General features: G+C 61.9%; 21 protein-coding genes. 8 read left to right on the forward strand and 13 right to left on the reverse strand.

Annotation, left to right across the window (positions count from 1 at the left end; all coding sequences use genetic code 11):
• Positions 1-56: 56 nt before the first annotated feature.
• Complete coding sequence (locus tag LPA37_RS09670; RefSeq protein ID WP_229012412.1) at positions 57-887, reverse strand: transporter substrate-binding domain-containing protein; 831 nt, start codon at positions 885-887, stop codon at positions 57-59.
• 253 nt (positions 888-1,140) lie between these two features.
• On the opposite strand from LPA37_RS09670, the gene LPA37_RS09675 reads away from it, so the two are divergent.
• Together LPA37_RS09675 and LPA37_RS09680 are read left to right on the forward strand one after the other, a co-directional pair.
• The gene (locus tag LPA37_RS09675; protein ID WP_228981729.1) at positions 1,141-2,127 is read left to right on the forward strand and encodes an isopenicillin N synthase family dioxygenase; all 987 of its coding nucleotides are present in this window, start codon (positions 1,141-1,143) and stop codon (positions 2,125-2,127) included.
• The gene (locus LPA37_RS09680) at positions 2,124-3,527 is read left to right on the forward strand and encodes an FAD-binding oxidoreductase (protein ID WP_229012413.1); all 1,404 of its coding nucleotides are present in this window, start codon (positions 2,124-2,126) and stop codon (positions 3,525-3,527) included. Before LPA37_RS09675 ends, LPA37_RS09680 begins: the two co-directional genes overlap by 4 nt.
• A gap of 33 nt (positions 3,528-3,560) precedes the next feature.
• On the opposite strand, the gene LPA37_RS09685 is transcribed toward LPA37_RS09680, so the two are convergent.
• From LPA37_RS09685 to LPA37_RS09705, 5 genes are all read right to left on the reverse strand, one after another.
• Positions 3,561-6,932 (reverse strand): alpha/beta fold hydrolase, encoded by a 3,372-nt coding sequence (locus LPA37_RS09685; RefSeq protein WP_229012414.1) that lies wholly within the window; start codon positions 6,930-6,932, stop codon positions 3,561-3,563.
• A 373-nt stretch (positions 6,933-7,305) separates the two neighbouring features.
• A complete protein-coding gene (locus tag LPA37_RS09690; protein WP_228981734.1) occupies positions 7,306-8,049 on the reverse strand; it encodes an amino acid ABC transporter ATP-binding protein in 744 nt (247 codons plus the stop codon).
• A 14-nt stretch (positions 8,050-8,063) separates the two neighbouring features.
• Complete coding sequence (locus LPA37_RS09695) at positions 8,064-9,203, reverse strand: amino acid ABC transporter permease (protein ID WP_228981736.1); 1,140 nt, start codon at positions 9,201-9,203, stop codon at positions 8,064-8,066.
• 13 nt (positions 9,204-9,216) lie between these two features.
• Entirely contained in the window at positions 9,217-10,092 is an 876-nt protein-coding gene (locus LPA37_RS09700) for an ABC transporter substrate-binding protein (RefSeq protein WP_229012415.1), read from the reverse strand.
• A gap of 102 nt (positions 10,093-10,194) precedes the next feature.
• Complete coding sequence (locus tag LPA37_RS09705; RefSeq protein WP_228981741.1) at positions 10,195-11,262, reverse strand: TauD/TfdA family dioxygenase; 1,068 nt, start codon at positions 11,260-11,262, stop codon at positions 10,195-10,197.
• Between the two features lie 512 nt (positions 11,263-11,774).
• Between LPA37_RS09705 and LPA37_RS09710 the strand changes: the two genes are divergently transcribed.
• Both LPA37_RS09710 and LPA37_RS09715 read left to right on the forward strand, forming a co-directional pair.
• A complete protein-coding gene (locus LPA37_RS09710) occupies positions 11,775-11,972 on the forward strand; it encodes a type II toxin-antitoxin system VapB family antitoxin (RefSeq protein ID WP_228981743.1) in 198 nt (65 codons plus the stop codon).
• Complete coding sequence (locus tag LPA37_RS09715; RefSeq protein WP_228981745.1) at positions 11,969-12,340, forward strand: type II toxin-antitoxin system VapC family toxin; 372 nt, start codon at positions 11,969-11,971, stop codon at positions 12,338-12,340. Before LPA37_RS09710 ends, LPA37_RS09715 begins: the two co-directional genes overlap by 4 nt.
• Before the next feature lie 91 nt (positions 12,341-12,431).
• Here the strand turns inward: LPA37_RS09715 and LPA37_RS09720 are convergent, their stop codons facing one another.
• Positions 12,432-13,223 (reverse strand): hypothetical protein, encoded by a 792-nt coding sequence (locus LPA37_RS09720; RefSeq protein WP_229012416.1) that lies wholly within the window; start codon positions 13,221-13,223, stop codon positions 12,432-12,434.
• A 297-nt stretch (positions 13,224-13,520) separates the two neighbouring features.
• Here LPA37_RS09720 and LPA37_RS09725 point away from each other — a divergent pair, with 297 nt between their 5' ends.
• Positions 13,521-15,362 carry an ATP-binding response regulator gene (locus LPA37_RS09725; RefSeq protein WP_229012417.1) on the forward strand — a complete coding sequence of 614 codons (1,842 nt, stop codon included), beginning with the start codon at positions 13,521-13,523 and terminating at the stop codon, positions 15,360-15,362.
• 37 nt (positions 15,363-15,399) lie between these two features.
• On the opposite strand, the gene LPA37_RS09730 is transcribed toward LPA37_RS09725, so the two are convergent.
• From LPA37_RS09730 to LPA37_RS09750, 5 genes are all read right to left on the reverse strand, one after another.
• The gene (locus LPA37_RS09730) at positions 15,400-16,119 is read right to left on the reverse strand and encodes a response regulator transcription factor (RefSeq protein ID WP_228981750.1); all 720 of its coding nucleotides are present in this window, start codon (positions 16,117-16,119) and stop codon (positions 15,400-15,402) included.
• A gap of 333 nt (positions 16,120-16,452) precedes the next feature.
• Positions 16,453-16,629, reverse strand: a complete 177-nt coding sequence (locus tag LPA37_RS09735; RefSeq protein ID WP_228981752.1) for a hypothetical protein — start codon at positions 16,627-16,629, stop codon at positions 16,453-16,455.
• Positions 16,630-16,708: 79 nt separating this feature from the next.
• The gene (gene cydB / locus LPA37_RS09740; RefSeq protein ID WP_228981754.1) at positions 16,709-17,710 is read right to left on the reverse strand and encodes a cytochrome d ubiquinol oxidase subunit II; all 1,002 of its coding nucleotides are present in this window, start codon (positions 17,708-17,710) and stop codon (positions 16,709-16,711) included.
• A 28-nt stretch (positions 17,711-17,738) separates the two neighbouring features.
• Positions 17,739-19,151, reverse strand: a complete 1,413-nt coding sequence (locus tag LPA37_RS09745) for a cytochrome ubiquinol oxidase subunit I (RefSeq protein WP_229012418.1) — start codon at positions 19,149-19,151, stop codon at positions 17,739-17,741.
• Positions 19,152-19,422: 271 nt separating this feature from the next.
• Complete coding sequence (locus LPA37_RS09750) at positions 19,423-20,328, reverse strand: urea transporter (protein WP_229012419.1); 906 nt, start codon at positions 20,326-20,328, stop codon at positions 19,423-19,425.
• A 153-nt stretch (positions 20,329-20,481) separates the two neighbouring features.
• Here LPA37_RS09750 and LPA37_RS09755 point away from each other — a divergent pair, with 153 nt between their 5' ends.
• Positions 20,482-21,051 (forward strand): putative glycolipid-binding domain-containing protein, encoded by a 570-nt coding sequence (locus LPA37_RS09755; RefSeq protein WP_228981760.1) that lies wholly within the window; start codon positions 20,482-20,484, stop codon positions 21,049-21,051.
• Positions 21,052-21,159: 108 nt separating this feature from the next.
• On the opposite strand, the gene LPA37_RS09760 is transcribed toward LPA37_RS09755, so the two are convergent.
• Positions 21,160-21,747 (reverse strand): GNAT family N-acetyltransferase, encoded by a 588-nt coding sequence (locus LPA37_RS09760; RefSeq protein WP_229012420.1) that lies wholly within the window; start codon positions 21,745-21,747, stop codon positions 21,160-21,162.
• Between the two features lie 231 nt (positions 21,748-21,978).
• On the opposite strand from LPA37_RS09760, the gene LPA37_RS09765 reads away from it, so the two are divergent.
• Both LPA37_RS09765 and LPA37_RS09770 read left to right on the forward strand, forming a co-directional pair.
• Positions 21,979-22,461 carry a Spy/CpxP family protein refolding chaperone gene (locus LPA37_RS09765; RefSeq protein WP_229012421.1) on the forward strand — a complete coding sequence of 161 codons (483 nt, stop codon included), beginning with the start codon at positions 21,979-21,981 and terminating at the stop codon, positions 22,459-22,461.
• A gap of 85 nt (positions 22,462-22,546) precedes the next feature.
• On the forward strand, positions 22,547-22,837 hold the full coding sequence (locus LPA37_RS09770) for a hypothetical protein (RefSeq protein ID WP_229012422.1): 291 nt from the start codon (positions 22,547-22,549) through the stop codon (positions 22,835-22,837).
• Positions 22,838-22,849 lie beyond the last annotated feature (12 nt).

A 22,849-nucleotide genomic window follows, 5' to 3' on the forward strand; every position in this document is an offset into this window, starting at 1 on the left:
GTGCCGTGTCGTTGTGTCTTTTGACCCGGACACGCACCGCGCACTGCGTCAGCGCATCAGTAGTTCGGCGTGGGCATCGTGGTCGGCGCATCCATGGCGACACCGAACCACTTCTTTTGCAGCGCGGTGAGACGGCCGTCGCCGTGCATCTTCACGAGCGCGGCATTGAATGCATCGGCGAGCGACTTGCTGTCCGCGTCCTTGCGCAGGCAATACGCGAAGTAAACTTTCGCGCCGAACGGCGGCATGACGACAGCGAAGGCTTCCGGACGCTGTTTCGCGACGTAGGCGATGTTCGTCATCGAGTTCGCGACCGCCGCAATGCGGCCGGCGGCGAGGTCGGCGTAAGCCTGGTTGTTGTCGACGTATTCGCGGATTTCAGGCGGCTTCGGCAGCGTCGCCACATAGACCTTCAGCTGGTCGAGCTGCGCCGAGCCCTTGCCCGCGCCGACGGTCTTGCCGGCGATATCCGACGACTGCTTGAGGCTCGTGTCGTTCGCGCGTTTGAGCAGCGCGTCGGTGGCGTCGGCGATGGGAAGGGTATACGTGTAGCGTTCCATGCGCGCTTTCGTCACCGTCAGCGGGCCGCCGACCATGTCGAACTTGCCGGCTTCGAGGCCCGGCAGCACGCTTGGCCAGGGCAGGTCGATGAAGCGGACCTTCACACCGAGTTCCTTGCCGACCTCCGCGAAAAGGTCCTTGTTGAAGCCTGCCTGCTGGCCGTTCTCGAGAAAATCGAACGGCGCGAACTGCATTTCCGTGCCGACGACGAGTTCGCCGGCCTTCTTCACTTTCGCGAGTTGATCGTCCGCATACGCGCTGCCGATGCTCGCGGCACACAACGTCAACGCCATCAGACGACACTTCCAGCCTGCAAGGATGCTCATGAGATTCTCCGGTGGGCAAAGCGGTGTCGCGCGATGATGGTCGACGCGAGCCATGCGAGGCAGTATATACCGCAGTTTTGGCGCGAAAAAAATAAAGCGCATGCCGGTGTGAAGGTCTGATCATTGGCCGCTGCCCGGCATTGCGCTGCACCTTGCGAAGGCGCTTTTGGCGGTATATACAACGATGAAGTCATGATGTCTTTTCCCGCCTGGGCGTCAGCCTGTGCGTGCCGGGCTTACACGGAGCGTTGCGATGCCACCTGTCACCCGTATTCCGGTCATCGACCTCGCCGGCCTGCATGGCGGTAAGGATCCGCGGACACTCGCGCGCGTGGGCCGCGAGATCTACGACGCCTGCACGACGATCGGCTTCTTCTACGTCGTGAACCATAGTGTGCCGCAGTCCGCGATCGATGCTGCGGAACACGCCGCGCGCACGTTCTTTGCGTTTCCTGTCGAAACGAAGCGGCGCGCCGCGGTGAACCAGCGGCATCGCGGGTTCAATGCGCTGGGCGACGCCACGATGTATCAGGCGAAACGGCCCGACTACAAGGAGTTTTTCAGCATCGGGCTGGAGTTGCCGGAGGACGATCCCGATGTGCGCGCGGGGCAGGCGTTGCGCGGTCCGAACAACTGGCCGGACTTCATGCCGGAACTGCGTCCGGTGTTGTACGGCTATTACGAGGCGGTGGCCGCATGCGGCGCCGACCTGCTGCGCGCGGTGGCGGCCGGCCTTGGAATCAGCGAGGATTTCTTTGCGTCGCGCTATACGAAGCGCATGCAGCGCACGCAGATGGTGTATTACCCACCGCAGCCGCCGCAGTCCGGTGCGGACCAGTTCGGCGTCGCTCCGCACACCGACTACGGCTGCATCACGCTGTTGTGGCAGGATCAGGTGGGCGGCCTGCAGGTGCGCGAAATCGCGAATGACACGTGGGTCGATGCGCCGCCGGTTCCGGGCAGCTTCGTCGTCAATGTCGGCGATCTGCTCGCACGCTGGACCAACGACCGCTTTCGCTCGACGCTGCATCGCGTGATCAACGCGTCGGGCCGCGAGCGCTATTCGATCGCGACGTTCTATGATCCGACGTATGGCGCGCGGGTCGATCCGCACGATCTGGGTGTGAGCGAAGCTGAACGCCGGTATGAACCCGTCGCAGCCGGCGACTACATCCTTGGGCGCATCAACGATTCGATGGGCTACCGGAAAAAACACGCAACACAGGGAACACCGGCATGACGATGGAACACGACGCAGCGCTGGCAGCGACACTCAACGCGCTGCGCGAGGCAATCGGCGACGACGCGGTACGCACCGGCGACGAGATCGGCGAACGGTCGATGACGGACTACACGCGCCACGCGCCGATGCGTCCCGCGGCGCTGCTGTTGCCGCGCACGACGCAGCAGGTGGCGCGCGCGATGATGATCTGCAACGACGCGCATCAGAGCGTCGTGCCGCAAGGGGGCATGACGGGTCTTGCGGGCGGCGCGATTCCCCGCGCGGCCGATATCGCGATCTCGCTTGACCGCATGAGCGGCGTCGAGGACGTCGATGTCGCGTCGGCGACGATGACCGTGCGTGCGGGCACCACGTTGCAGGTCGCGCAGGATGCCGCGGCGCGGGCGGGTTTCGAACTGACGCTCGATCTCGGCGCGCGCGGTTCATGCCAGATCGGCGGCAATCTCGCGACGAACGCGGGCGGCAATCGCGTGATCCAGTCGGGCACCGCTCGGGAGCAGGTGCTGGGGCTCGAAGCCGTGCTGGCAACCGGTACGGTGCTGACTTCGATGAGCCGGATGGTCAAGAACAACACGGGCTACGATCTCAAGCATCTTTTCATCGGCTCGGAAGGCACGCTTGGCATCATCACGCGCGCGGTGCTGAAGCTGCATCCGCCGCGTGCGTCGCGTCATACGGCGCTCGTCGCGCTCGATGGCTACGACGCGGCGGTCGACCTGCTGCGCCGTCTGACGAAGCGGTTCGGCAACGATATCGGTGCGTTCGAGATCATGTGGCCGGATTTCTTCGACTTTGGCGTGTCGCTGACCGCTGAAGCGCGCTCACCGTTTGCGCAGGCTTATCCGCTTTACGCGCTGATCGAACATGCAAGTTTCGATGCCGCCGACGACGGCCAGCGCTTCGCATCCGCGCTCGGCGATGCGCTGGAATCGCGCGCGATCCGCGACGCGGTGATCGCGCAATCGGTCGCCGATGCGCGCGCGTTGTGGGCGATCCGCGAATGCACCGCGGAGTTTCCATCGCGGCTTGACCCGGTGAATTTCGACGTGAGCCTTTCGATCGGCGAGATCGGCCGCTTTGTCGACCAGTGTCGTGCCGCGCTCGACAGAAAATGGCCGGGCAACCGTTCATATTTCTTCGGCCATATCGGCGATTCGAACCTGCATGTGACCGTCGACGGTCATTCGGTGCCGGGCGTCGGACATCATGCGATTTACGCGTTCGTCTACGAGATGCTGGGGCCGCTGAACGGCTCGGTGTCGGCGGAACATGGCGTCGGGCTTCTCAAGCGCGAGTTTCTGCCGATCTCGCGCTCGCCAGAGGAGCTTGCGGCGATGCGCGCGATCAAGCATGCACTCGACCCGAACGGCATCCTGAATCCGGGCAAACTTCTTTAGACACGAGCGCGGCTCGCGCATCGGGCATTTTGCTCAATGCGCTAGCAGATGCCGTGCAATCACCGGGTAGACATCGATCGCGGCCCGCTTGCCGAATATGCAGTCGATGTGGCCGTATCCGTTGATGATGTGGCGCTCGAAGTTATCCGGCCCGAACTGGTCGACCAGCAGGTTGTAGGTCTTCTCCGTGCTCTCGGGTAGATAAACGCGGTTCTCCGAACCGTGAATGAACGCGACCGGCAGGTTCATGCGGGCGATATTCGGCATGTAGATATCGTCGCCATCGGCGCTAACCAGGTGTCCCTTGCGGACGATTTCGGCCAGCTGGTCGAAGAGTTCCACGTCGTGTACGCCGAACAGTTCCTGCAGATTCGAATGCAGCAGGTCGTCGAGTTGCGCGTGTTCGTAGAGCAGCCCGTACAGGAACGTCGCGCGATGGCACACGGCGCTCGTGCATTCTTCATCGTCTTCCACCGGATAGAACTTCAGTGCGTCGTCGATCAGATTCTTCGGCCACGTGTCGCGTTTCGTGTACGCGGTCATGTCCTTGATGCCGATGTGCTTGAGAATGTCCGGCAGGTGCAGGCCCGCCTTGATCCGCGCGGGCAGCGGGGGCACGAGATGCGCGGAGACCTGCGAGAGCACCACGGAACGCACGCCCTTCAACCCCGACAGCAGCGACATCGTGCAGGCCACGGCGCCAAAGCAGTGCGCGAAAATCTGGATGCTGTCCGCGCCCGACAGCTCGCGCACTTTCGCGACGGCAGCGGGGACGTCGTATCGCGCGACGGCGTCGGCGGTCGTGGGGTCGGGCGCACCCGGCAGCTCGATACTCACGCGCAGATCGACGAGCCATACATCGTGCTGCGTGGCGCACAGGAATTCGACGAGATTCGTATCGATGAGATCCGTCGAATAGATACGGCTCGACACACCCGAGCCGTGAACCAGCAGAACCGGCCCGTTGTTGCCGCCGTGAAAACGCGTGAGCCGCAGCGTCTTGCCGTCTTCGGTGTTGAAGAACGAAACCTGCGGCACGGGTGCGCGCAAGGCCCGCTTCACGCGCGGCTTCGCGTCAGGGTCGAAATATTGCAGCGGCGCGGCGACGCCGCCATATTCGTTAAAGAGCACGCCGCTGAAGAATTTGCCGAACTTCACCGCCCACGCGAGCCGCGTTTCGGCGTCGGGCGCGTTGGTGATGTCGTAGGTGCGCGACTGTTTCAGGAAATTCTCGAACGTGATGATGAGCGTCGCCGTTCCGATGACGGGCGCGTCTTCGGCGGGCGATTCGCGCATCTGGCCGTAGAGCGTGTTGGTCTGCGTCCACAGTTCGAGCAGCGAGGTGTGCGTGATGATTTTCTGGCCGAAGAAGTAGTACGTTTTGCCTTCGAGGGACTGGAGCGTCATCCGGTAATTCATGTCGCGCCGGTCGACATTGTCCTTGTCGACGACGAAAAGGTTAAAGCGTCCCTCGCTGATCGTGAGCGGTTGCGCCGACAACGCAACGCACGTCATCGTGCCGGCGATGCCCGCACGATGCTGCGGATTCTTCATCATGTCGTCGAGATCGTCCGACTTGATGGTCGCCGTGAACTGCATCCTGACGGCATTCTTCGCGCCAGTGGGCGTGTAGTCGCCGATCATCGTTTCGGTAAAGCGGATGCCGACCTTCGGTTGCGACGGCGGCGCGGACGTGCCCGCCGATTCGTAGTCGATAGTCCAGCCGTGTGACGTAGCCAGTTGCACGCAGTTGCGTTCGGCCAGCGCGGAAATCGTCAGCAGCGGATTGACGCCGAGCGACATCGGCATCACGGCGCCATCCATCACGTAGAGCCCGTCGTGTACCGCGTTGCCCGCCGCGCCGCTGAACACGCGGCCGGCCTGATCGACGACGCCGTTCGCGGCATCTTCGGCCATGCCGCATCCGCCAAGCGGATGCACGGTCACGAGCCGGTCCTTGAATGCATCGAGCGAGATCGGATTACGCACATATTCGCCACCGAGCGCGACGCTCGCGTCTTCGAGCGATTGTTCGACGGTCGCATAGATCGGCTGCTTGCCCGCATTCGGCCAGCTGATGCGCGGCCGGCCGTCTTCGACCGAAATCTCGCCGCTTTCGTCGTCGTGGGCCATCACGAGATACGTCTGCGTGTTGCGCATCGCGCCGCGATACGGCCCGCGCAGCACGCTTTCGAGAATGCGCGCTTCGCTGTCGAGCGCGCCTTCTCCGGGCAGATCCGGCACGCGCACGCCGGCGACCGGAGCGGTGACGCCGAGCACGCCCATCATCATGCCGCCGATCGGCGCCGCGAGCGATCCTTCCTCGATCACGAAGCCATCCTTCACGTTGGGCGTGTCGCGATGATCGATGATGCCGCAGATCGTCGGGCCCACTGGCGGGATGTCGCCGGGCTTGTGGGTGCCCCAGCCGACGCCGTTGATTTCCGTGTCGGTGTTGAACGCGAATGCGAGGACGTCGCCGTTGCCGGTGAAATGATGGCCGAGTTGCGGCGACACGCTGAGCCCCGCCTGCTTGGAGCGCAGCAGAATCGCGCTCGAGCCGATCGTGCCGGCCGACAGGATCACATGATCGGCCAGCACGAAGAGATCGGGCGCATCATAGATTTCCCGGCCGACGTCGACCACCTGGTAGCGCACCATCCATTTCTGCGTTGCCTTGTCACGAACGACGGAATGTACGGCCGCGCCCGTGAAGATCTGCGCGCCGTGCGCGACGGCATCGGGCAGATAGTTCATGTGCGTCGAATTCTTCGCTTCGTGATTGCAGCCTGAATTGCAGTCGCCGCAACCGATGCACCGTTCCTGATGCACGCCGGCCGCGTTGGGTCCGGTCGTAAACGTGACGGTGATCGGCGGCCGGTAGAAACGGTCTTCCATGCCCAGCGCCTTCGCCGACAGTTCCAGCGCATCGAGTTTCGGCAGACGCGGATAGTCCGGCGGCACCGGCGACGGAGTCAGCATGGCGACGGCGCGGGCGTACGCCTTGTCGAGACCGTCCCTGTCGTTGCGCACCGCGGCCGGCCAGCGCGGATCGTCCCACAGACGCGGATCGGGATGCAGCGCGACGTTCGCATTGATGAGCGACGTGCCGCCAAGCCCGCAGCCGACGACAGCATTCACTTCCGCGTTGAGGTGTACTTCCAGTAGCGCGAGCGGCGAGCCGATCTGTTTGAACGCGGTGTTGTACTGCACCTGCCCGATCCCTTCGAGCGGTGTCGCCGGAAACTCGCCCGCCATGAATTCACGTCCGCGCTCGAGCAGGCACACCTTGCGTTTCGCCCGCGCCATGCGGCTCGCGGCAATGGCGCCGCCGTAACCAGACCCGACGACAACGACCTCGTAATGCGGCTCTATCGCGGCAATGGCGCTGGACAAGCGGTTCATACGATCACCTCGCATGCACGTGCGCAGGGTGGGAAAACCCTGGCAGGACTGGACGGAACGGACGGGAAGGCGCGGCGCGACACGGCGGACACGCGGCGCGTCTGTTTATCTTAGACGGCACACGTCCGCACAATTAAAAAAATGCAGGTATCCGGAGTTAGAGGTTGACGTTCGCCATGCATGCCCGCGTGGCGCTGGCCCTCAGGGGCGCCTCGCCAATACTTTCTGCATTCGGCAAATGCAGCACTGGCAGATGCCAAAGTGGCAATTGCGTCGACGCGCAAGGCTCGACCGCACGCTGGGCGCACTGTTCCGCGCAATACTTTTCCCCAGCGCCTGAGAGACCTGAACCACAACGGACCGGGGAGACCGGCTAGATACGCTTCGCTTCACGAATGCTCTTCAGGAACGCACGAGTCCGGTCACGCTCAGGCTCGCCAAAAATCTGTTCCGACGATCCCTCTTCATACACGGAGCCGTCGCACAGAAAACATACCTTCGACGATACTTCTCGTGCGAAACCCATTTCGTGCGTTGCGAGCAGCATCGTCATCCCTTCACTCGCAAGATTCCGGACGAGATTCAAGACTTCAGAAACAAGCTCGGGATCCAGTGCGGAAGTGATTTCATCGAGCAACAACACCATCGGATCCATCGCCAATGCGCGCACGATCGCCACACGTTGCTGCTGGCCGCCTGACAGCCGATCCGGATATTCCTTTGCCTTGTGTGCGAGGCCAACGCGTTTGAGCAGAGCCATGGCGCATTCTTCGGCCTCGTCCCTGGGCTGCTTCAAAACGCGGATCGGGGCTAGCGTCACGTTCTCGAGGACGCTCATGTGTGGAAACAGGTTATAGCCCTGAAACACAATGCCAATGTCTCGACGCAATGCGTTCACATCTACACCAGGACCGGTGATCCGGTCTCCATGGACCAGTATTTCGCCATCGTCAATCGACTCAAGGCCATTGATACAGCGCAGCAGTGTCGATTTTCCGGAACCAGACGGCCCAATCAGGCAGACGACGTCATGCTCTTCGACTGTCATCGCCAGGCGTTTTATAACGGGCACCTCACCGTACGACTTTGAGATGCCACGAATGTCAATGAACGACATCAGAATCGTCTCCCTCAGACTTCGCTGGCGCGCATACGTGCACGATCGCGCCGCATCATCCGCTCCACGAATCTGGTCTGTGGAATTGATACGACGATGAAAAGCAGAGCCACCGTGCTGACAGCAGAGAGGTTGTAGTAATTCGACGCAATCAACATCGACTGGTTGAATGAATCGATAACCCCGACGACAGAAACCAGCGCAGTATCCTTCTGCAAGGAAATGAAGGAATTGAGCAGTGGCGGAATAATCTGTCGAATCCCCTGTGGAATGATCACGAAACGCAAAGTCTGAAAGTGGGACAACCCGAGCGAGCGGGCCGCGGCACGCTGGCTCCCGTGGATGCTCAAAATTCCGGCGCGGTAAATCTCCGCGACGTAGGCACCTACCGTCAATGTCAATGCGACAACGACGAAGATCGTGAGGGAAAGATCTTTAAGCACCGGTATACCGGTCAATGGAATCCCGAAGCCAACCAGATAAATGACCAGCACCGCGGGAACCGCACGGAAGATATCGACATAAGCGGTTGCGATAAAACGCACGGGTTTGCCCGCTATGCCCGGCGCGAACATCGCGAGCGCCACGAACAATCCCCAGATCAGGACCAGGATCTCTGTTACGACCGAGATCTTCACGTTCATCCAGAAAGCGGAAAGTACCAATGGGAACGTCTTGACCATCAACGGTACCTGGAAAAACGTCCTGGCGACCGCCTGATGGTTGACCAGAAGGAACTGGAACACAAAAATCATGACCAGTTGCGCCAATGCATATCCCAGGGTGATAAAGCACTGGTCTCTGGCCGCCGAGCGGGCAACGCGTGCCTGCACCAGATCCTGGCGCGCAGCCGCGGCGCGGATACCACTGGACCATCGAAGTGCCCGAACCAGCGGCAGGACGATCACTATCGACAGCAGCGCCAGAAATACGGTGATGGCGTTGGTCGAGGCGCCATCGAACTGGATTGACAGGAAGAAGGTACGCAATACGGCAATCGTGTACCCACTTCCTGCTACGACGACGGATACCGCCAACACTGACGCAAGCAGCAGTGACACGGGCACGCACGGAATGCCACCCATCTTCAGACGTCGCCCGCTCCCGATAGCGCCCGGCAAAATGTCGCTCGTCTGTTGCGTTGTGTTGCTCATGGTTTCGGCTCGCTTAAGGGGTCAACACGGGCAGTTTGGTGGGATCCATGCCGAGCTCCGGAGTCAGATATTTGCTGGTCAGTCGTGCGAGCGTGCCGTCTTTCCTGAGACCTTCGATCAACTGGTTGAATGCCGCGAGATTAGGAGAATCCTTGTTAACCAGTCCGCCCCATCTTTCACCTGTGTCGAAGCGCCCGGCAACTTCCAGCGCGCCGTTTGAGTTCTTCGCGCGCAAAAGGACGTTCGGCGTGTCATAGATCACTGCGTCGACTTGCCCCGCAGCCAGTGCCGTATACATGGAAGGAGGATCGTTGAACACTTTGGGCTGCTCGGCGGGTTTGATTTTTTCAACGATGTAATCGTAGGCCGTGGTTCCCCGCTCAACCGCGTAACGCAGAGTACCCAGGCTCTTCTTGTCGACTTTGGTGCCGGCCTTAACAAGAATCCCCTGATCGGAGTCGAAGTACGGTTCAGTGAAATTCACCACCTTCTTGCGTGCGTCGGTGATGGTGATTTCACTCAACGCGATATCAAAGCCCTGGGATTGTCCCGTCAGAATCTGTTGAAAGGATCGACTGACAAGAATCACTCGATCGAGGCCCGCGCGATACGCCATGTTAGCGGCCATGCAGTACTCGAATCCGTCTTTGATCGTGTCGAGGGAATCGCCATTCCACCATCCAGGCACACCGAGAACCGGTCGTACCGAAAGCGCTCCAGGGACGACGGTCGTCAACTTGACCGAACCTTTTTCTCCCGTTACCTCGCACTTCCCAAAGTCCGATGCAGCGAACGCGGTGACTGTGAAAGCACTCAAGACGAAGGCAACCGCAGCCCGATTAAGCCATCCTGCATGTGCTTTTGCGCCAGGACCTCTGATTTGTGTCATCTTTGTCTCCTCGATTATGGAATGAAGCGCCTTCAACGACCGACTACACGTTCTTGCAGATTGTCCACCCCGACAGCGGTGCGAAATCCATGTACCTTCCGCTCAGCTCATGCACGGCGTCGCCGGTTGCGCAATGCCGCCATGAGGCATGCCACCCGACACATCCCCCCAAAGGACCGCATGATCTTCAGGCAACGCGCGCGAATTGGGCACTGATAACCAGAGCCTCATCAGCATTCGATCCTGGCCGGTACTCACATCGTCTTTAAAGGCCGTGCGCCCGTGATAGATGACGTGGTTGTTGAGAAGCTGGATGTCGCCAGGCGCAAATCGCATCTCGAAGCAATGTTTCTGGGCAAGCTCCAGCATCATCCGGATAGCCTCATGCTCGGAACCGGTCAATCTGCGGACGCCGGAAAGCAGTTGCGCATTCTCGATGTAGGTCAGCGAAAAGTGACTCGTCAGCTTACCGTCCCGGACACCGAAAACCGGTAGATCGTAAGTCACATGCTGCCCTCCCGCTTCCTCTCCAAACCGGCTCCGCGGAATGGGTGCGCAAAGCAGGGCATGGAGATCTGGCCGAAGCCGCCGCATCTCGTTGTAAACAGTCGCGCTGCTGGCGAGCTTGCTGACGCCGCCTTCCGACGCCTGACGCACACAAAGCAAACCCACGACGTCGCAGCGGTCCGTGTGAAAGCGCAACTCTCCGGGCGAGAGTGTCCGCGCGCCCGACGAAAGAAATTCCTTGCCCGCTGCGTCCACCGTCGCGCCGTAGAGCTTGACGCCCACTCCTGCACCTTCGTCTTTTATCTCCCGCATCAATTCACCGCGGCGATTCTGAAACATGGGCGTCCCTAAATGACGACCCAATCCATACCAGATGCGGCGCAACTGTTGCTGGCTATAACGACTGACATCGAGGCCACGGATCTTCACCATCCCGGAGCCGTTCTCCAGTTCATCGCGCACGTCGTCGAAGAATGCATCGGCGCCTGGCAGCGGAAAGTTATCGCGGTCGACTTCGCTCCAGTCGATCTCTCCCAACTTGTCGACCGCGGCGTCGATCCCGTCCAGCACTGCCGGAGGAAACACCTTGACCCATCGAGGGTTCTGCTGGATTTCGACGCCACTCCACACACATGCACCCTGCAGATAATCGGCTGAAGACATTGGCTCTCCAAAGAAACTGAGACTGTAGCGGTGATGCAATTCGACAGAACAACCCTTGACCGTCCCCCAACCTGCGACTTATCCGGACGCCGGCATCTGGCGCATTGCATGGTTGTATATACAAGAAATCAAGATAAACCGCGTTGTCTAGTCAATCAAGAAATTATCACTACGATGCGGGCAAACACCTACCTTGGGACGACAACGCAGATCGCTGGCTTCAATCTCGCGCGGCGCCGGAAAATCGCTGGCTGGTTTTTTACCTGGACAACATCCCTGAATGGCGGTTAACTGTGCCCCGATCCGATCTTGTATATACAAATACACGAAGTCATTCCGGAATCGCAATCGGGGCAAGTGCTGATGCACATGGTCGCTGCGATGAAGGAAATCACCGGCAGCGACGAACAGCCAGCGATATATAAAAGTACGGATCTTTGTTGTGGAACGTAATGCACTATTAGAGGCATCATTCGATGTTATAATTGATGCTCTCGTTTAAGGAGGTTCCCATGCGTACAACTATCGCGCTCGATGACGACCTGATCGCCAGGGCGCAGGCCTATACCGGCGTAGAGGAAAAAACGGCACTCGTGCGCGAAGCGCTAAAGGCGTTGATCCAGCGTGAAGCCGCGAAACGACTCGCGAATCTTGGCGGTAGCCAACCGGGTATCAAGGGCGCGCCACGGCGCCGGCAGGACGTTGAATGATTCTGGTCGACACGTCGGTCTGGATTGACCATATCAGTGCCTCCGATTCCATGCTGGTCAGCCTGCTTAACGAGGAGCGTGTGCTGGCTCATCCCTATGTGACAGGCGAGATTTTGCTCGGGAGTCTACGTAATCGTGACGCCGTGTCTGGCGCTTTGCTCGACCTGCCACGCGCGCCAGTCGCAACACCGGAGGAAATTTTTTACCTGATCAAGCACGAGGGTTTGTTCAACCGCGGCATCGGATACGTCGACACTTCACTGCTGGCGTCCGCGCGTCTCCAACCCGGCATCACCATCTGGACGCGCGATAAGCGATTGAAGAAAGTTGCCGATGAACTCAATCTCGGCGCGATGCTCGCGCACTAGATAGCTTGCAGCTGCATTTCCGGATGCCAAAAAACGCAGTCCTCCGTGCGCCCGGTCCGCACACGAAGGACTGCACCCAGCTGCGCTTCAGTCAGGCGGCTGCTTCATTCATTTCCTGCGCGTTCGATTCGGCGGCGAGCAGATTCAGCACGACGAGAATCGCGTCGCGGTTGTCGAGACTGATCTCGATGCCGAGTACGTCGGTGAGCCAGCAGCCGATCTTCGTATTGGAAAAATCGCCGGCGTCGGCCGTCTTTTTCATGGTGACGCCGAGTTTGACGGCGCGATAGTGATACGACGGCACGCTGAACTGCGCGGCAACCGCGGAAAGACCGCCCTTGCATTCGGAGCACCAGCCAAGGCTGCCGGCGAGCACGATCTGCTCGGGTTCGTCGAGGCTGGCGATAAAGGCCCGGGCGGCGCGGCGCACGCAGTGCTCGTTGAGACCGTAATCGGTCAGCACGCTGTCGACGGGGTCTTCGAGCGCCTGCGCGTGCAGGTCGATTTCCTGTTCCATGCCGTCGTTTTCCATGGAGACGTTACGTTGATGACTTGCACTGCGCAGACAGTCGATCAGATAACGGCGGAAGTACGCACAGAGCGCGTAGCTGCTCGACGGCGCGCTTTCCGGGCAGGCCTGCGATCCGGTGTGGCCCGGCGCGAGACGCAGCACCTTCGTGTAGATGAACTGCGCGACGAGTTCTTCCTTGTCTTCGCCGAGCGCCTGCAGCTCGACGGGATGATAGGCCCGCAGCGCGCGCCGCACGAGATCGTACATCGACGCCATTTCGTCGTGCGAGAGTTGGGTGCGACGCCGCCACAGATCGGGCAGGATCGCGTCGTCGAGGTGTCGTGCCAGTTCGCGGCCCGCAATGGCGCCCATGAAAGCCTCCGTCGGTTAATTTGAGGCATGGAGCGCGGGGGAAGCGGATAATCCGCCGGGAAGCCTTGAAGCTGGCTGTCTGAAAAGCCCCGAAAGGCTTCGGCCGCGCTGGTAAGTTGCAACCAGTATGGTTTTTGCCGGCGGCTTCGCCTATATGGATTAAGTGTTAGCTGATGGGTAAACTGCCGGGTAAACCATCGCGACGAAACGGCATAACGGGCAGAACGGACATCACGGCGCGTGCAACCCGCACGGTTCGCCGTCCAGACCGCCGGCTTCCGGCAAGGAGACCGCACGATGCGGGCCGATCCCATCCAGCGCGCCATTGACGAAGATCTCGTGCCGGTCCTGTATGCGCAGGATCCGATTGCCTTTGTATCGCACTGGTTTTCGATCGTCGTGCTGGTCGCGATCTACTGGCCCGATATTCCGTTCCCCCATCTGTTCGCGCTGTGTTTCGGCTTTTACGGCTTCGCCAACTGCGCGGGGCTCGCGCTGTGGCTGTGCAATCGCCGCTGGCCCACGGCGCTTTCGCCGCGCGCCTGGATCAATCTGCACGCGCTGCGCGGTGCGCTGCTCTACTCGGCGCCGGGTGCCGCGATCTGGTTCGCGTTCCAGAGCGTCCATGTCGACCTGCCGCTGCTGCACACGGTGATGCTCGTCACGCTCGCAGCCGGCGTGTTCATGTCGAACGGTTTCGATTTTCTCAACTTCGTGACCGCGATTCCGTTCCTGCTATTGCCGGCCATTGCGCTTCATTTCAGCGTCCACACGTTCGACCGCACGATTCTCGCGATCGTCCTCGCGTTTTTCTTCTGCGCGATCAACGTGTATGCGCTGAGCTACCGGAAGCTGTTCCGCCGGGTCGTCGAGGCGCGCGTCGACCAGCAGTATCTGGCCGAATCGTTGGCCGCGCAGAAGCTGGTCGCCGAAGAGGCGAGCCTCGCGAAGACACGGTTTTTCGCGGCCGCGAGCCACGATCTGCGGCAGCCGCTGCATGCGATCGGGCTGCTCGCGGCGTCGCTCAACGACGGCACCGTCGCGCCCGCGCAGCACGCGAAGACCGCCGACCATATCGTGCGCAACGTCGAGGCGCTCAACCAGCTGTTCAACCAGGTGCTCGACCTCGCGCGGCTGGAGAGCGGGGTGACGCAGGTGATCCGGCTGCATTTCCGGCTCGACGAACTGTTCGAGCGCGTCGGTAGCCAGTACCGGCCGCAGGCCGCCGCGAAAGGGCTGGCGCTGCGGATCGCGCCGACTGCCGTCGTGGTGCATGGCGATCCGGTGCTGCTCGAACGCGTGCTGAGCAACCTGCTGTCCAACGCGGTGCGTTATACCGAGGACGGCGCGATCTGGCTGGGTTTTCGTCGCGCGGGGCGCCGCGCGGGCGGCTATATCGAAGTGCGCGATTCAGGTATCGGCATTCCGCGCGCTGAACAGGAGCGCATTTTCGAGGAGTTCTATCAGGTCGCCAATCCGCAGCGCGACGCGCGCCAGGGGCACGGCCTCGGGCTGCCGACCGTGCGCCGGCTGGTGGGACTGCTGGGCGGAGAATTGCAGATGAACTCGGCGCCGGGGCGCGGTTCGACGTTCCGGTTCCTCGTTCAGCCGGGCGACCCGGCGCGGATCGTGTCGAGTCTCGGCGACACCGTGGTGAACAGTCCGGCGATCGAAGGGCGGCGTGTGCTATGCATCGACGACGATCCATCGATTCTCGAAGGGCTGTCGGCGTTGCTTGGTCGCTGGGGCTGCGTCGTGCGCGGCGTACCGGACGAAATCCAGGCGCTGCAGGCGGTCGACGAAGGGTTCGTGCCGGATGCGGTGCTTTGCGACTACCAGTTGTCGAACCATCGAACGGGCGCGCAGGCGCTGTACGCCGTGCGCGATGCGCTGCGCCACACGGGGCACGGCGAGGTCGCCACGCTGCTGATTACCGGCGACATGGCTTCGCCCGATCTGGAGGCGCTCTCCGCGCAGGGTATTCCGGTGCTGCACAAACCGGTGACGCCGGCGCGTCTGCGCCGCACGCTTGAAAGCCTGTGGCAGCAGCACGCGGCGAAAAGCGGCGTCGAATCGGGTACGACAGGTGGCGAGTCGGCTGGTGCGCAGCCGCCTGTCGCCATCGACGGACAGCATTGAACGCACTGCCCGCAACACGATACGTGCAATCTCCGCGCTAAAGCGTTTTGCCGGCTTCGAGCCAGCCGTTGATCACGGCGATCGCGGTGGACCGGTTATGCACGCCCAGCGCCCGGAAAATCACCGACAGATGTACCTTGACGGTTCCTTCGGCGACACCGAGTTCACGCGCGATCATCTTGTTGGTCCAGCCGCGATGCACGAGCCGCATGATGTCCTGCTGGCGCGGCGACAGGTTTTCCAGCAGATGCCGCTGATGCGGCTGCAACTGATGCGCGGGCGGCACGGTTTCGAGGACGGCTGTCTCGGCGCCCGCGGGAGCGCGCGCGGCCGCCGCGCCGGCCGCGTCGCGCGTGCCGAGCAGGCTGAGCGCTTCCATCGGCACGTAGGCGCCGCCGGACAGCACCAGTTCGATCGCCTTCAACATCACGCTCGCGGGCTGGCGCTTCGGCACGAAGCCGAGCGCGCCGGCGGCGAGCACGGCGCGCATTTCGTCGGGCGATTCTTCAGCGGAAAGGACGACCACCGGCAACGCCGGGTTCGCCTTGAGCAGGACTTCCAGCGATCCCGCTCCCTCCATGCCGGGCATGTGCAGATCGACAATCGCGAGGTCATGGTTGGCATCGGGCCGCGCGGCGGCGGCGAGCGTCTCCCACGTATCGGCCTCGTCGAACTGGGCATCGGCATCGAGTCCGCGCAGCAGGCCTTTGACGCCCTGGCGGATCAGTTCATGGTCGTCGGCCACAAGAAACTTCATGATGTCTCCGCGTGTGGGCCCTGCCGGTTTGTCCTGCTACTCTTGTTGTCTGACGGTCGGAACCGGTCAGCGCCGCAGTGTGGCTATTCTGCCCGATGCGGCGAGCCGATGCGCGTCCGTCTTCTCCCTGTGTCGCCAGGTTGCCTCGCTGCGAGGCGTGACCCCTGGCAACGACCGCAGCAGGCCACGCAGACATCCTTGCATGGCTTACCAGGTAGACGAGTGGATTGAAGCGATTTTGAACCGTTCCACACCTGGCATTGCAGAATATGCGGCACGGTTCAAACGGGTGTTTCTTGTGGGCTTCGCAGCCCGCTTTCCGGCGTGATCGCGTTAACGCGAAACCGCGAAGAGCGTCGCGTTCATGAAGATCCGGAACGCGAAACCGAGCGAGACGGCCGCCGAAACACCGCCGCCCCACAACAGCACGAACCAGAGCCAGCCAGGCAGACGGAAGCTTGCGGCACCGCGCTTGCGTGCGCGGAAACGGGTCAGGGCAGTGAGGCGCATAGGGTTGGCGATGATGTGTGCGACGTGCGTTCCGGTTTCCTCAGTGGATATCCGGCGATGGCTGCTGGTTTTCAGCGGCTTAGTGGTAATGGATATCGCCATGACGAACCTTGCCGCGAAATACCCAGTATCCCATCGTCGTGTACGCGAGGATGACGGGCAGGATCACCGCGGCGCCCACGAGCGTGAACACCTGGCTCGAACGTGGCGCGGCGGCTTCCCAGAGCGTCATGCTCGACGGGATCGCATACGGCCACAGGCTCACCAGCAAGCCGGCGTAGCCGAGCAGCACAAGTCCGAGCGCGAGCGCGAACGGCGTATTGTGGTGACGATTCCGCACGGCACGCCGCATGAAGAACGCGCAGATCGCGACGAGGAGCGGCACCGGCAGCAGGCGATAGAAGAGCCCGTCATGGAACCAGCGCGCGGCGATCGCCGGGTCTTGCAGCGGCGTCCACAGGCTGACCACGGCGATGAACCCGAGCAGCACCACGGTGAGCGGCCAGACAACGCGATGCAGGCGCCGTTGCAGATCGCCTTCGGTCTTCGCGACGAGCCAGCAGCAGCCGAGCAGCGCATACGTGACGACGAGCCCGAGGCCAGTCAGCAGACTGAACGGCGTGAGCCAGCCGAACGCATCGCCGGCGAAGCTGCCGTCCACGACCGGAATGCCCTGCAGGAACGCGCCAAGGACGATGCCCTGAAAGAACGCCGCGCCCGTCGAGCCGCCGATGAACGCCAGGTCCCACAGATGCTTCGTGCGGTTCGCCTTCGAGCGGATTTCGAATGACACGCCACGAAAGATCAGGCACGTAAGCATGAACACGAGCGGCAGATACAGCGCCGAAAGCACCGTCGAATAGACGACCGGAAACACCGCGAAGAGGCCGGCGCCGCCGAGCACGAGCCACGTTTCGTTGCCGTCCCACACGGGCGCGACGGTATTCATCATCAGGTCGCGTTCCTTCTCGTCCGGGAAGAACGGAAACACAATGCCAATGCCGAGATCGAAGCCGTCCAGCACGACATACATGAAAAGGCCCAGTGCGATGATCCCGGCCCACACTACGGTAACGTCCATTTCGTTTTCGCCTTGAAATACAGGGGTTTTATGCAGCGTCGATCATCGCGTCGGCGGCGGAAAGCGGCCGGCGCGCGGTGTGACCGGGTGTGTTGCCAGGCAACGCGTCATGCGTGTCGCCCGGCAGCGTGGGGCCGGTGCGCATCAGCTTGAGCATGTAATAGACGCCGGTGCCGAACACGAGAAAGTAGACGATCACGAATGCCATCAGCGAGATGCCGACCTGCTGCGCCGTCAATGGCGAAACGGCCTGCACGGTACGCATCACGCCGTAGACCACCCACGGCTGGCGTCCGACTTCGGTCGTGATCCAGCCCGCGAGCAGCGTGATGAAACCCGTCGGCCCCATCGCGACGACAAAGCGCAGGAACCACTTCGATTCATAGAGGCGGTCGCCGCGTCGCAGTGCCCACGCGATCAGCGACATCAGGATCATCAGTACGCCGAGCCCGACCATCACGCGAAAACTCCAGAACACGATCGTCGAATTCGGCCGGTCCTGCGGAGCGAAGCTTTTCAGTCCGCGAATCTCGCCATCCCAGCTATGCGTGAGGATCAGGCTGCCGAGGTGTGGAATCGAAACCGCGTAGCGGGTTGTTTCCGCCTTCATGTCGGGCAGGCCGAAGAGGTTGAGCGCCGTGCCGCCTTTTTCCGTGTCCCACAGGCCCTCGATCGCGGCAATCTTGGCCGGTTGATATTCACGCGTGTTGATGCCGTGCTGGTCGCCGACCAGCGCCTGAACCGGTGCGAGAACCAGCAGCATCCAGAGCGCCATCGAGAACATCTTTTTCGTGGCCGCGTCGCGCCGGCCCTTCAGCAGATGCCACGCACCCACGGCCGCGACGACGAGCGCACCGACGATGAACGCGGCGATCGACATGTGCGCGAGCCGGTACGGAAACGACGGGTTGAAGATGATCTTGAACCAGTCGAGCGGCACGACCTGGCCGTTGACGACTTCGAAGCCTTGCGGCGTCTGCATCCAGCTGTTGGACGCGAGAATCCAGAACGTCGAGATCAGCGTGCCGAGCGCGACCATCAGCGTCGCGCCGAAGTGCGCACGCGCGCTGACGCGCTGCCAGCCGAACAGCATGATGCCGAGGAAGCCCGCTTCGAGGAAGAAGGCGGTCATCACCTCGTACATCAGAAGCGGGCCGGTGACGGGGCCCGCGAAACTGGAGAAGCCGGACCAGTTCGTGCCGAACTCGTAGCTCATCACGACGCCGGAGACGACGCCCATGCCGAAGGCCACTGCAAAGATCTTCGACCAGAAGAGACAAAGGTCTTTGTAGTACGCCTTGCCGGTTTTGAGCCAGCGCCGTTCGAGTACGGCGATGAAACTGGCGAGCCCGATGCTCAGCGCCGGAAAGATGATGTGAAAGGAAATCGTGAATGCGAACTGAAGCCGGGCGAGATCGAATGCCGAGAGTGCAGTGTTCATGAGCAGGTTGCGAAAATCAGACTACGCGCGTCGACCGCTGTCGAAACGCACTGCGATGTGCAGATGGACGCAAGCGTAGGGGAATGCGCGCGGATTTGCTGCGTCGCGGAACAGGGCGCGACGGCACGTGCAGGGCAGCACGCACGGACGTTATCGAGATAAGCCGTTGATCAGTATCGGAGTTTTCACGCGGCGGATTTGTGCGCCGCGGCGTGCTGTCGCAGGGGGATGTGCGGCAATCGACCGCGCTGTTTGGGCGCGGGTCGTCGCACTAGATCGACGTGATGCGTGAAGTGCTTCCGTGGCCGGTCGTGAGGCGTGTAATCCCATGCGCGCACCAGGCCGCGATCACAAATGGCGCGGTCATGCAGGTCCAGCCGAGGTGGTTAGCAAGCTGTTGCAGCAGCACCGATAACGCGATGGCCGCGACTGCCGCTATGGCGGCGCTGTCCGCTACCGCAAGCGCGGCGAGCGCGCCGTTGAAACCCAGCAGACCCGCGTCGAACGAGGAGAGTGTCGCGCCGGATAGCAGATGCCCGCCGGTTGCGAGCGCGGCGCCTGCGAGCGCCCAGCACGCGTGCCGTCGCGATGAGGCCGCGATGCCCGCGACGATCAGCATGCCCGGTAACGCGCCCGAAGCGAACGTCGTTTGCGCAACGCCGGCGAACACGCCATGCAGCACGTCCATCGACGAAATCACGCCCACGGCACTGATGACGCCATGCGGTGCATCGGTGTGCGCGGCAGACCCGACCAGCGCAAGCCACGCCCACGTCACGATCAGACACGGGCTCGAATAGCAGCAGACATGAAACCTTTGCAGGAGACGCGACCACGGATCGTGTATCCATGCCGTGGCGGTCGCGGCAAGAATGGCGATGGCGGCGGCGGTCGCATCGTCGGCGATGAACGTGAAGGCGGCCAGTGCGGCCAGCGCGCCGTTGAAACCGTGCAGGCCGGCGCGTGTATCCTGCTCGTCATAACCCGCGAGCACGGCGCTGATGTTCGCGCTGACGGCACCCATGAGCGCCGCGCAGGCGAGCCGGGGATCGCAGATGACGAGTGCCGCGAGCACGCACGCGCCCGTCGCGGCGTTTCCTTGCAGGACGATTTGCCCGAGACTGCGCAGCAGGGTGCGTAGCGCCGCGGATTCGGTCGGGGTGGTCGTCGCGTGCATACAGGATGAAGAGAAGATCGCGCGAAGCACCCGGCGCGACTGGCGGATTGAAACCGCGAGCATAGGTCAGTTGCCCTTCACCCGGCATGTGCCAGCATCGATAGTGGCTATTTGCAGCGTCATCGCTGAAATCGACCTGAAGGAGGTATCGATATGCGTGAAGTCCGCTGGACATCGGAAGAAGGCGACGGCATCGAGCATCTCGCGTTCGATGCGCGCGGTGACGGGTTTCATGTCGAGAGCGCCGTCGTCGGGCAGCGATATGGGCGTTCCTACGGTCTGTTCTACAGCGTGACCTGCGACGTGCAATGGCGCGCGACGCATGCGTGGCTGAAGATCGCGGGCGGTGGCGAAGTGGAACTGCGCGGCGATGGCGCGGGTCACTGGCGCGACGGCAGCGGTCGTGCACTGGACGCAATCGAAGGTTGTATCGACATCGACATCGCCGCCACGCCGTTCACCAACACGTTGCCCATCCGCCGGCTGAAACTGGCAAAGGGTGCGCGTCAGCCGATTTCCGTGGCTTATATTTCGACGCCGGATCTCGCGGTCAGCCGCGTCGAGCAGGCGTACACGTGTATCGAACCCGATCGCGAGTATCGCTACGAAGGCATCTTCCGCAATTTCGCCGCGAACATGACAATCGACGAAGACGGTCTCGTCATCGACTATCCGTCGCTGTTCAGACGTTTGCCTGCGCCTGATCGCCAGTCACTGCGCTGAAAGCCGCGTGCAATCCACGTATCACGCGGCGCCGGAAGAAGAGCCGGCGTGCCGCGATTTCAACACGTTCGACGTTCCGCGTTCTTTCGCGGTTTAACGGGCGGGCGTTCAATTCTTGCGGCTGAAGTCCCGTGGCGGAGCATCGGTGCCCGGGCCAAGCGTGCGTTGCATGAGCGTCGTATCGAGCCATCGGCCGTGCTTGAAGCCGACGGCCTTGAGCGTACCGGTCAGCTCGAAGCCAAGACTGCCGTGCAGCGACATCGAACCGCCGCTTCCGCCATCGGCGATCACGGCGATCATCTGCCGCCACGGTCCCGACTCGCAACGTTCGATCAACGCCTTGAGCAGGATGCGGCCGATGCCGCGCCCGCGAAACGCATCGTCGACATAGATCGAGTCTTCGATCGTGTGGCGATACGCGGCACGCGGCCGGTACGGCGTCGCGTAGCAGTAGCCGGCCACGACACCGTCGACTTCCGCCACCATGTAAGGCAGGCCATGCCCGAGCACCGATTCGCGACGGGCGCGAAGATCGTCGACTGAAGGCGGCGTTTCCTCGAACGATGCGACGCCTGTAAGCACATGGTGCGCGTAGATGGCCTGGATCGCGGGCAGATCGGCTTCGGTGGCGTCGCGCACGTGTGGCGCCGTGGTGCCGGGCGCGGCGTTCGCTTCGGTATGGGATCCGGTATTCATGCGTGTCTGGAAAGAGAGGGGGGAGGCTGGCGTGCGAGCTTTTACTATGCCCGTAGTGCGCACGAATTTGAAGCCGCTCAAAAAAACAGCACGGCTCGCGATGAGCCTGCCTGTGCATGAAAATGTAAGCTGCGGCGCATCGTCAGCAGGACACGCGGCGTTTGCGTGTGTCATCTGCGTGGTATATATCTTCGTACGTGATGCAATTCCTGAACCTGACACGGAGCATGCATGAAATCTGTCATTGCCTTAACAGTACTTGCACTTGCAACGAACGTAGGCGCCCAGACACCGGCCGCATCGCCTGCCAGTGCAGCCAGTTCCAACATGGCCTCGGGCGCGGGTAGCACGAAGCCGGCGGCGCGCGACAGTCATGTCGAGGAACGTATCAGCGAACTCCATTCAGAGCTCAAGATCACACCGGACCAGGAGCCGCAATGGGCAAAGGTCGCGGACTCGATGCGTGACAATGCGCGCACGATGCACGATCTTTTTGAAGCACGGCATAACAGCATGGCGAACGAAACGGCGGTCGAAAACCTGAAGTCGTGGGGCGATATCGCGCAGGCGCATGCCGATGGCAACAAAACGCTGCTCGCCGCGTTCCAGCCGCTTTATGACAGCATGCCCGACGCGCAGAAGAAAATCGCCGATCGGGTTTTCCGGCGTCCCGACACGCATCGTCCGGCGCACAAGTCGTCGAAGAAGAAGTGAGCGGGCGTAGCGTGCTGGACACGTTACGAAACGGGACGTGCGTACAGGCTGCGTCATCCCGCACCCGCGATCACGGAGGCTCGCGATGAAACATCATGCTGCTGCGGTGATCGTCGGATTGAGCATGCTGGCAGCCGTTCAGGGTGCCCGGGCGCGCACCGATGTGAGCGTCGTGATCGGACTGCCGGGTCTGGTCGCCGTGTCGCCGCCGCCGGTCGTGTATGTGCCGCCCGGGAACTACGGGCCGCCGCCCGTCGTCTACAACGGCTATTACGGGCCGGGATGGAACCGGCCACCGTCATATCACCACCGGCCTTACCGGCGCCCACCACCGCCGCCTCCCCGGCCACATCGTCCGCCGCCGCCGCGTCACTAGCATCCGGCGCGT

Origin of the sequence: Paraburkholderia gardini (assembly GCF_907164545.1) — a bacterium.
Classification (GTDB): Bacteria; Pseudomonadota; Gammaproteobacteria; order Burkholderiales; family Burkholderiaceae; genus Paraburkholderia; species Paraburkholderia gardini.

Bases quoted from the DNA above. Each gene is read 5' to 3' on its own strand.
- LPA37_RS09700 (WP_229012415.1), bottom strand. From the start codon at position 10,092: ATGACACAAATCAGAGGTCCTGGCGCAAAAGCACATGCAGGATGGCTT.
- LPA37_RS09705 (WP_228981741.1), bottom strand. From the start codon at position 11,262: ATGTCTTCAGCCGATTATCTGCAGGGTGCATGTGTGTGGAGTGGCGTC.
- LPA37_RS09755 (WP_228981760.1), top strand. From the start codon at position 20,482: ATGCGTGAAGTCCGCTGGACATCGGAAGAAGGCGACGGCATCGAGCAT.
- LPA37_RS09695 (WP_228981736.1), bottom strand. From the start codon at position 9,203: ATGAGCAACACAACGCAACAGACGAGCGACATTTTGCCGGGCGCTATC.
- cydB (WP_228981754.1), bottom strand. From the start codon at position 17,710: ATGGACGTTACCGTAGTGTGGGCCGGGATCATCGCACTGGGCCTTTTC.
- LPA37_RS09690 (WP_228981734.1), bottom strand. From the start codon at position 8,049: ATGTCGTTCATTGACATTCGTGGCATCTCAAAGTCGTACGGTGAGGTG.
- LPA37_RS09765 (WP_229012421.1), top strand. From the start codon at position 21,979: ATGAAATCTGTCATTGCCTTAACAGTACTTGCACTTGCAACGAACGTA.
- LPA37_RS09670 (WP_229012412.1), bottom strand. From the start codon at position 887: ATGAGCATCCTTGCAGGCTGGAAGTGTCGTCTGATGGCGTTGACGTTG.
- LPA37_RS09710 (WP_228981743.1), top strand. From the start codon at position 11,775: ATGCGTACAACTATCGCGCTCGATGACGACCTGATCGCCAGGGCGCAG.
- LPA37_RS09720 (WP_229012416.1), bottom strand. From the start codon at position 13,223: ATGGGCGCCATTGCGGGCCGCGAACTGGCACGACACCTCGACGACGCG.
- LPA37_RS09730 (WP_228981750.1), bottom strand. From the start codon at position 16,119: ATGAAGTTTCTTGTGGCCGACGACCATGAACTGATCCGCCAGGGCGTC.
- LPA37_RS09680 (WP_229012413.1), top strand. From the start codon at position 2,124: ATGACGATGGAACACGACGCAGCGCTGGCAGCGACACTCAACGCGCTG.
- LPA37_RS09750 (WP_229012419.1), bottom strand. From the start codon at position 20,328: ATGCACGCGACGACCACCCCGACCGAATCCGCGGCGCTACGCACCCTG.
- LPA37_RS09770 (WP_229012422.1), top strand. From the start codon at position 22,547: ATGAAACATCATGCTGCTGCGGTGATCGTCGGATTGAGCATGCTGGCA.
- LPA37_RS09745 (WP_229012418.1), bottom strand. From the start codon at position 19,151: ATGAACACTGCACTCTCGGCATTCGATCTCGCCCGGCTTCAGTTCGCA.
- LPA37_RS09735 (WP_228981752.1), bottom strand. From the start codon at position 16,629: ATGCGCCTCACTGCCCTGACCCGTTTCCGCGCACGCAAGCGCGGTGCC.
- LPA37_RS09675 (WP_228981729.1), top strand. From the start codon at position 1,141: ATGCCACCTGTCACCCGTATTCCGGTCATCGACCTCGCCGGCCTGCAT.
- LPA37_RS09685 (WP_229012414.1), bottom strand. From the start codon at position 6,932: ATGAACCGCTTGTCCAGCGCCATTGCCGCGATAGAGCCGCATTACGAG.
- LPA37_RS09715 (WP_228981745.1), top strand. From the start codon at position 11,969: ATGATTCTGGTCGACACGTCGGTCTGGATTGACCATATCAGTGCCTCC.
- LPA37_RS09760 (WP_229012420.1), bottom strand. From the start codon at position 21,747: ATGAATACCGGATCCCATACCGAAGCGAACGCCGCGCCCGGCACCACG.
- LPA37_RS09725 (WP_229012417.1), top strand. From the start codon at position 13,521: ATGCGGGCCGATCCCATCCAGCGCGCCATTGACGAAGATCTCGTGCCG.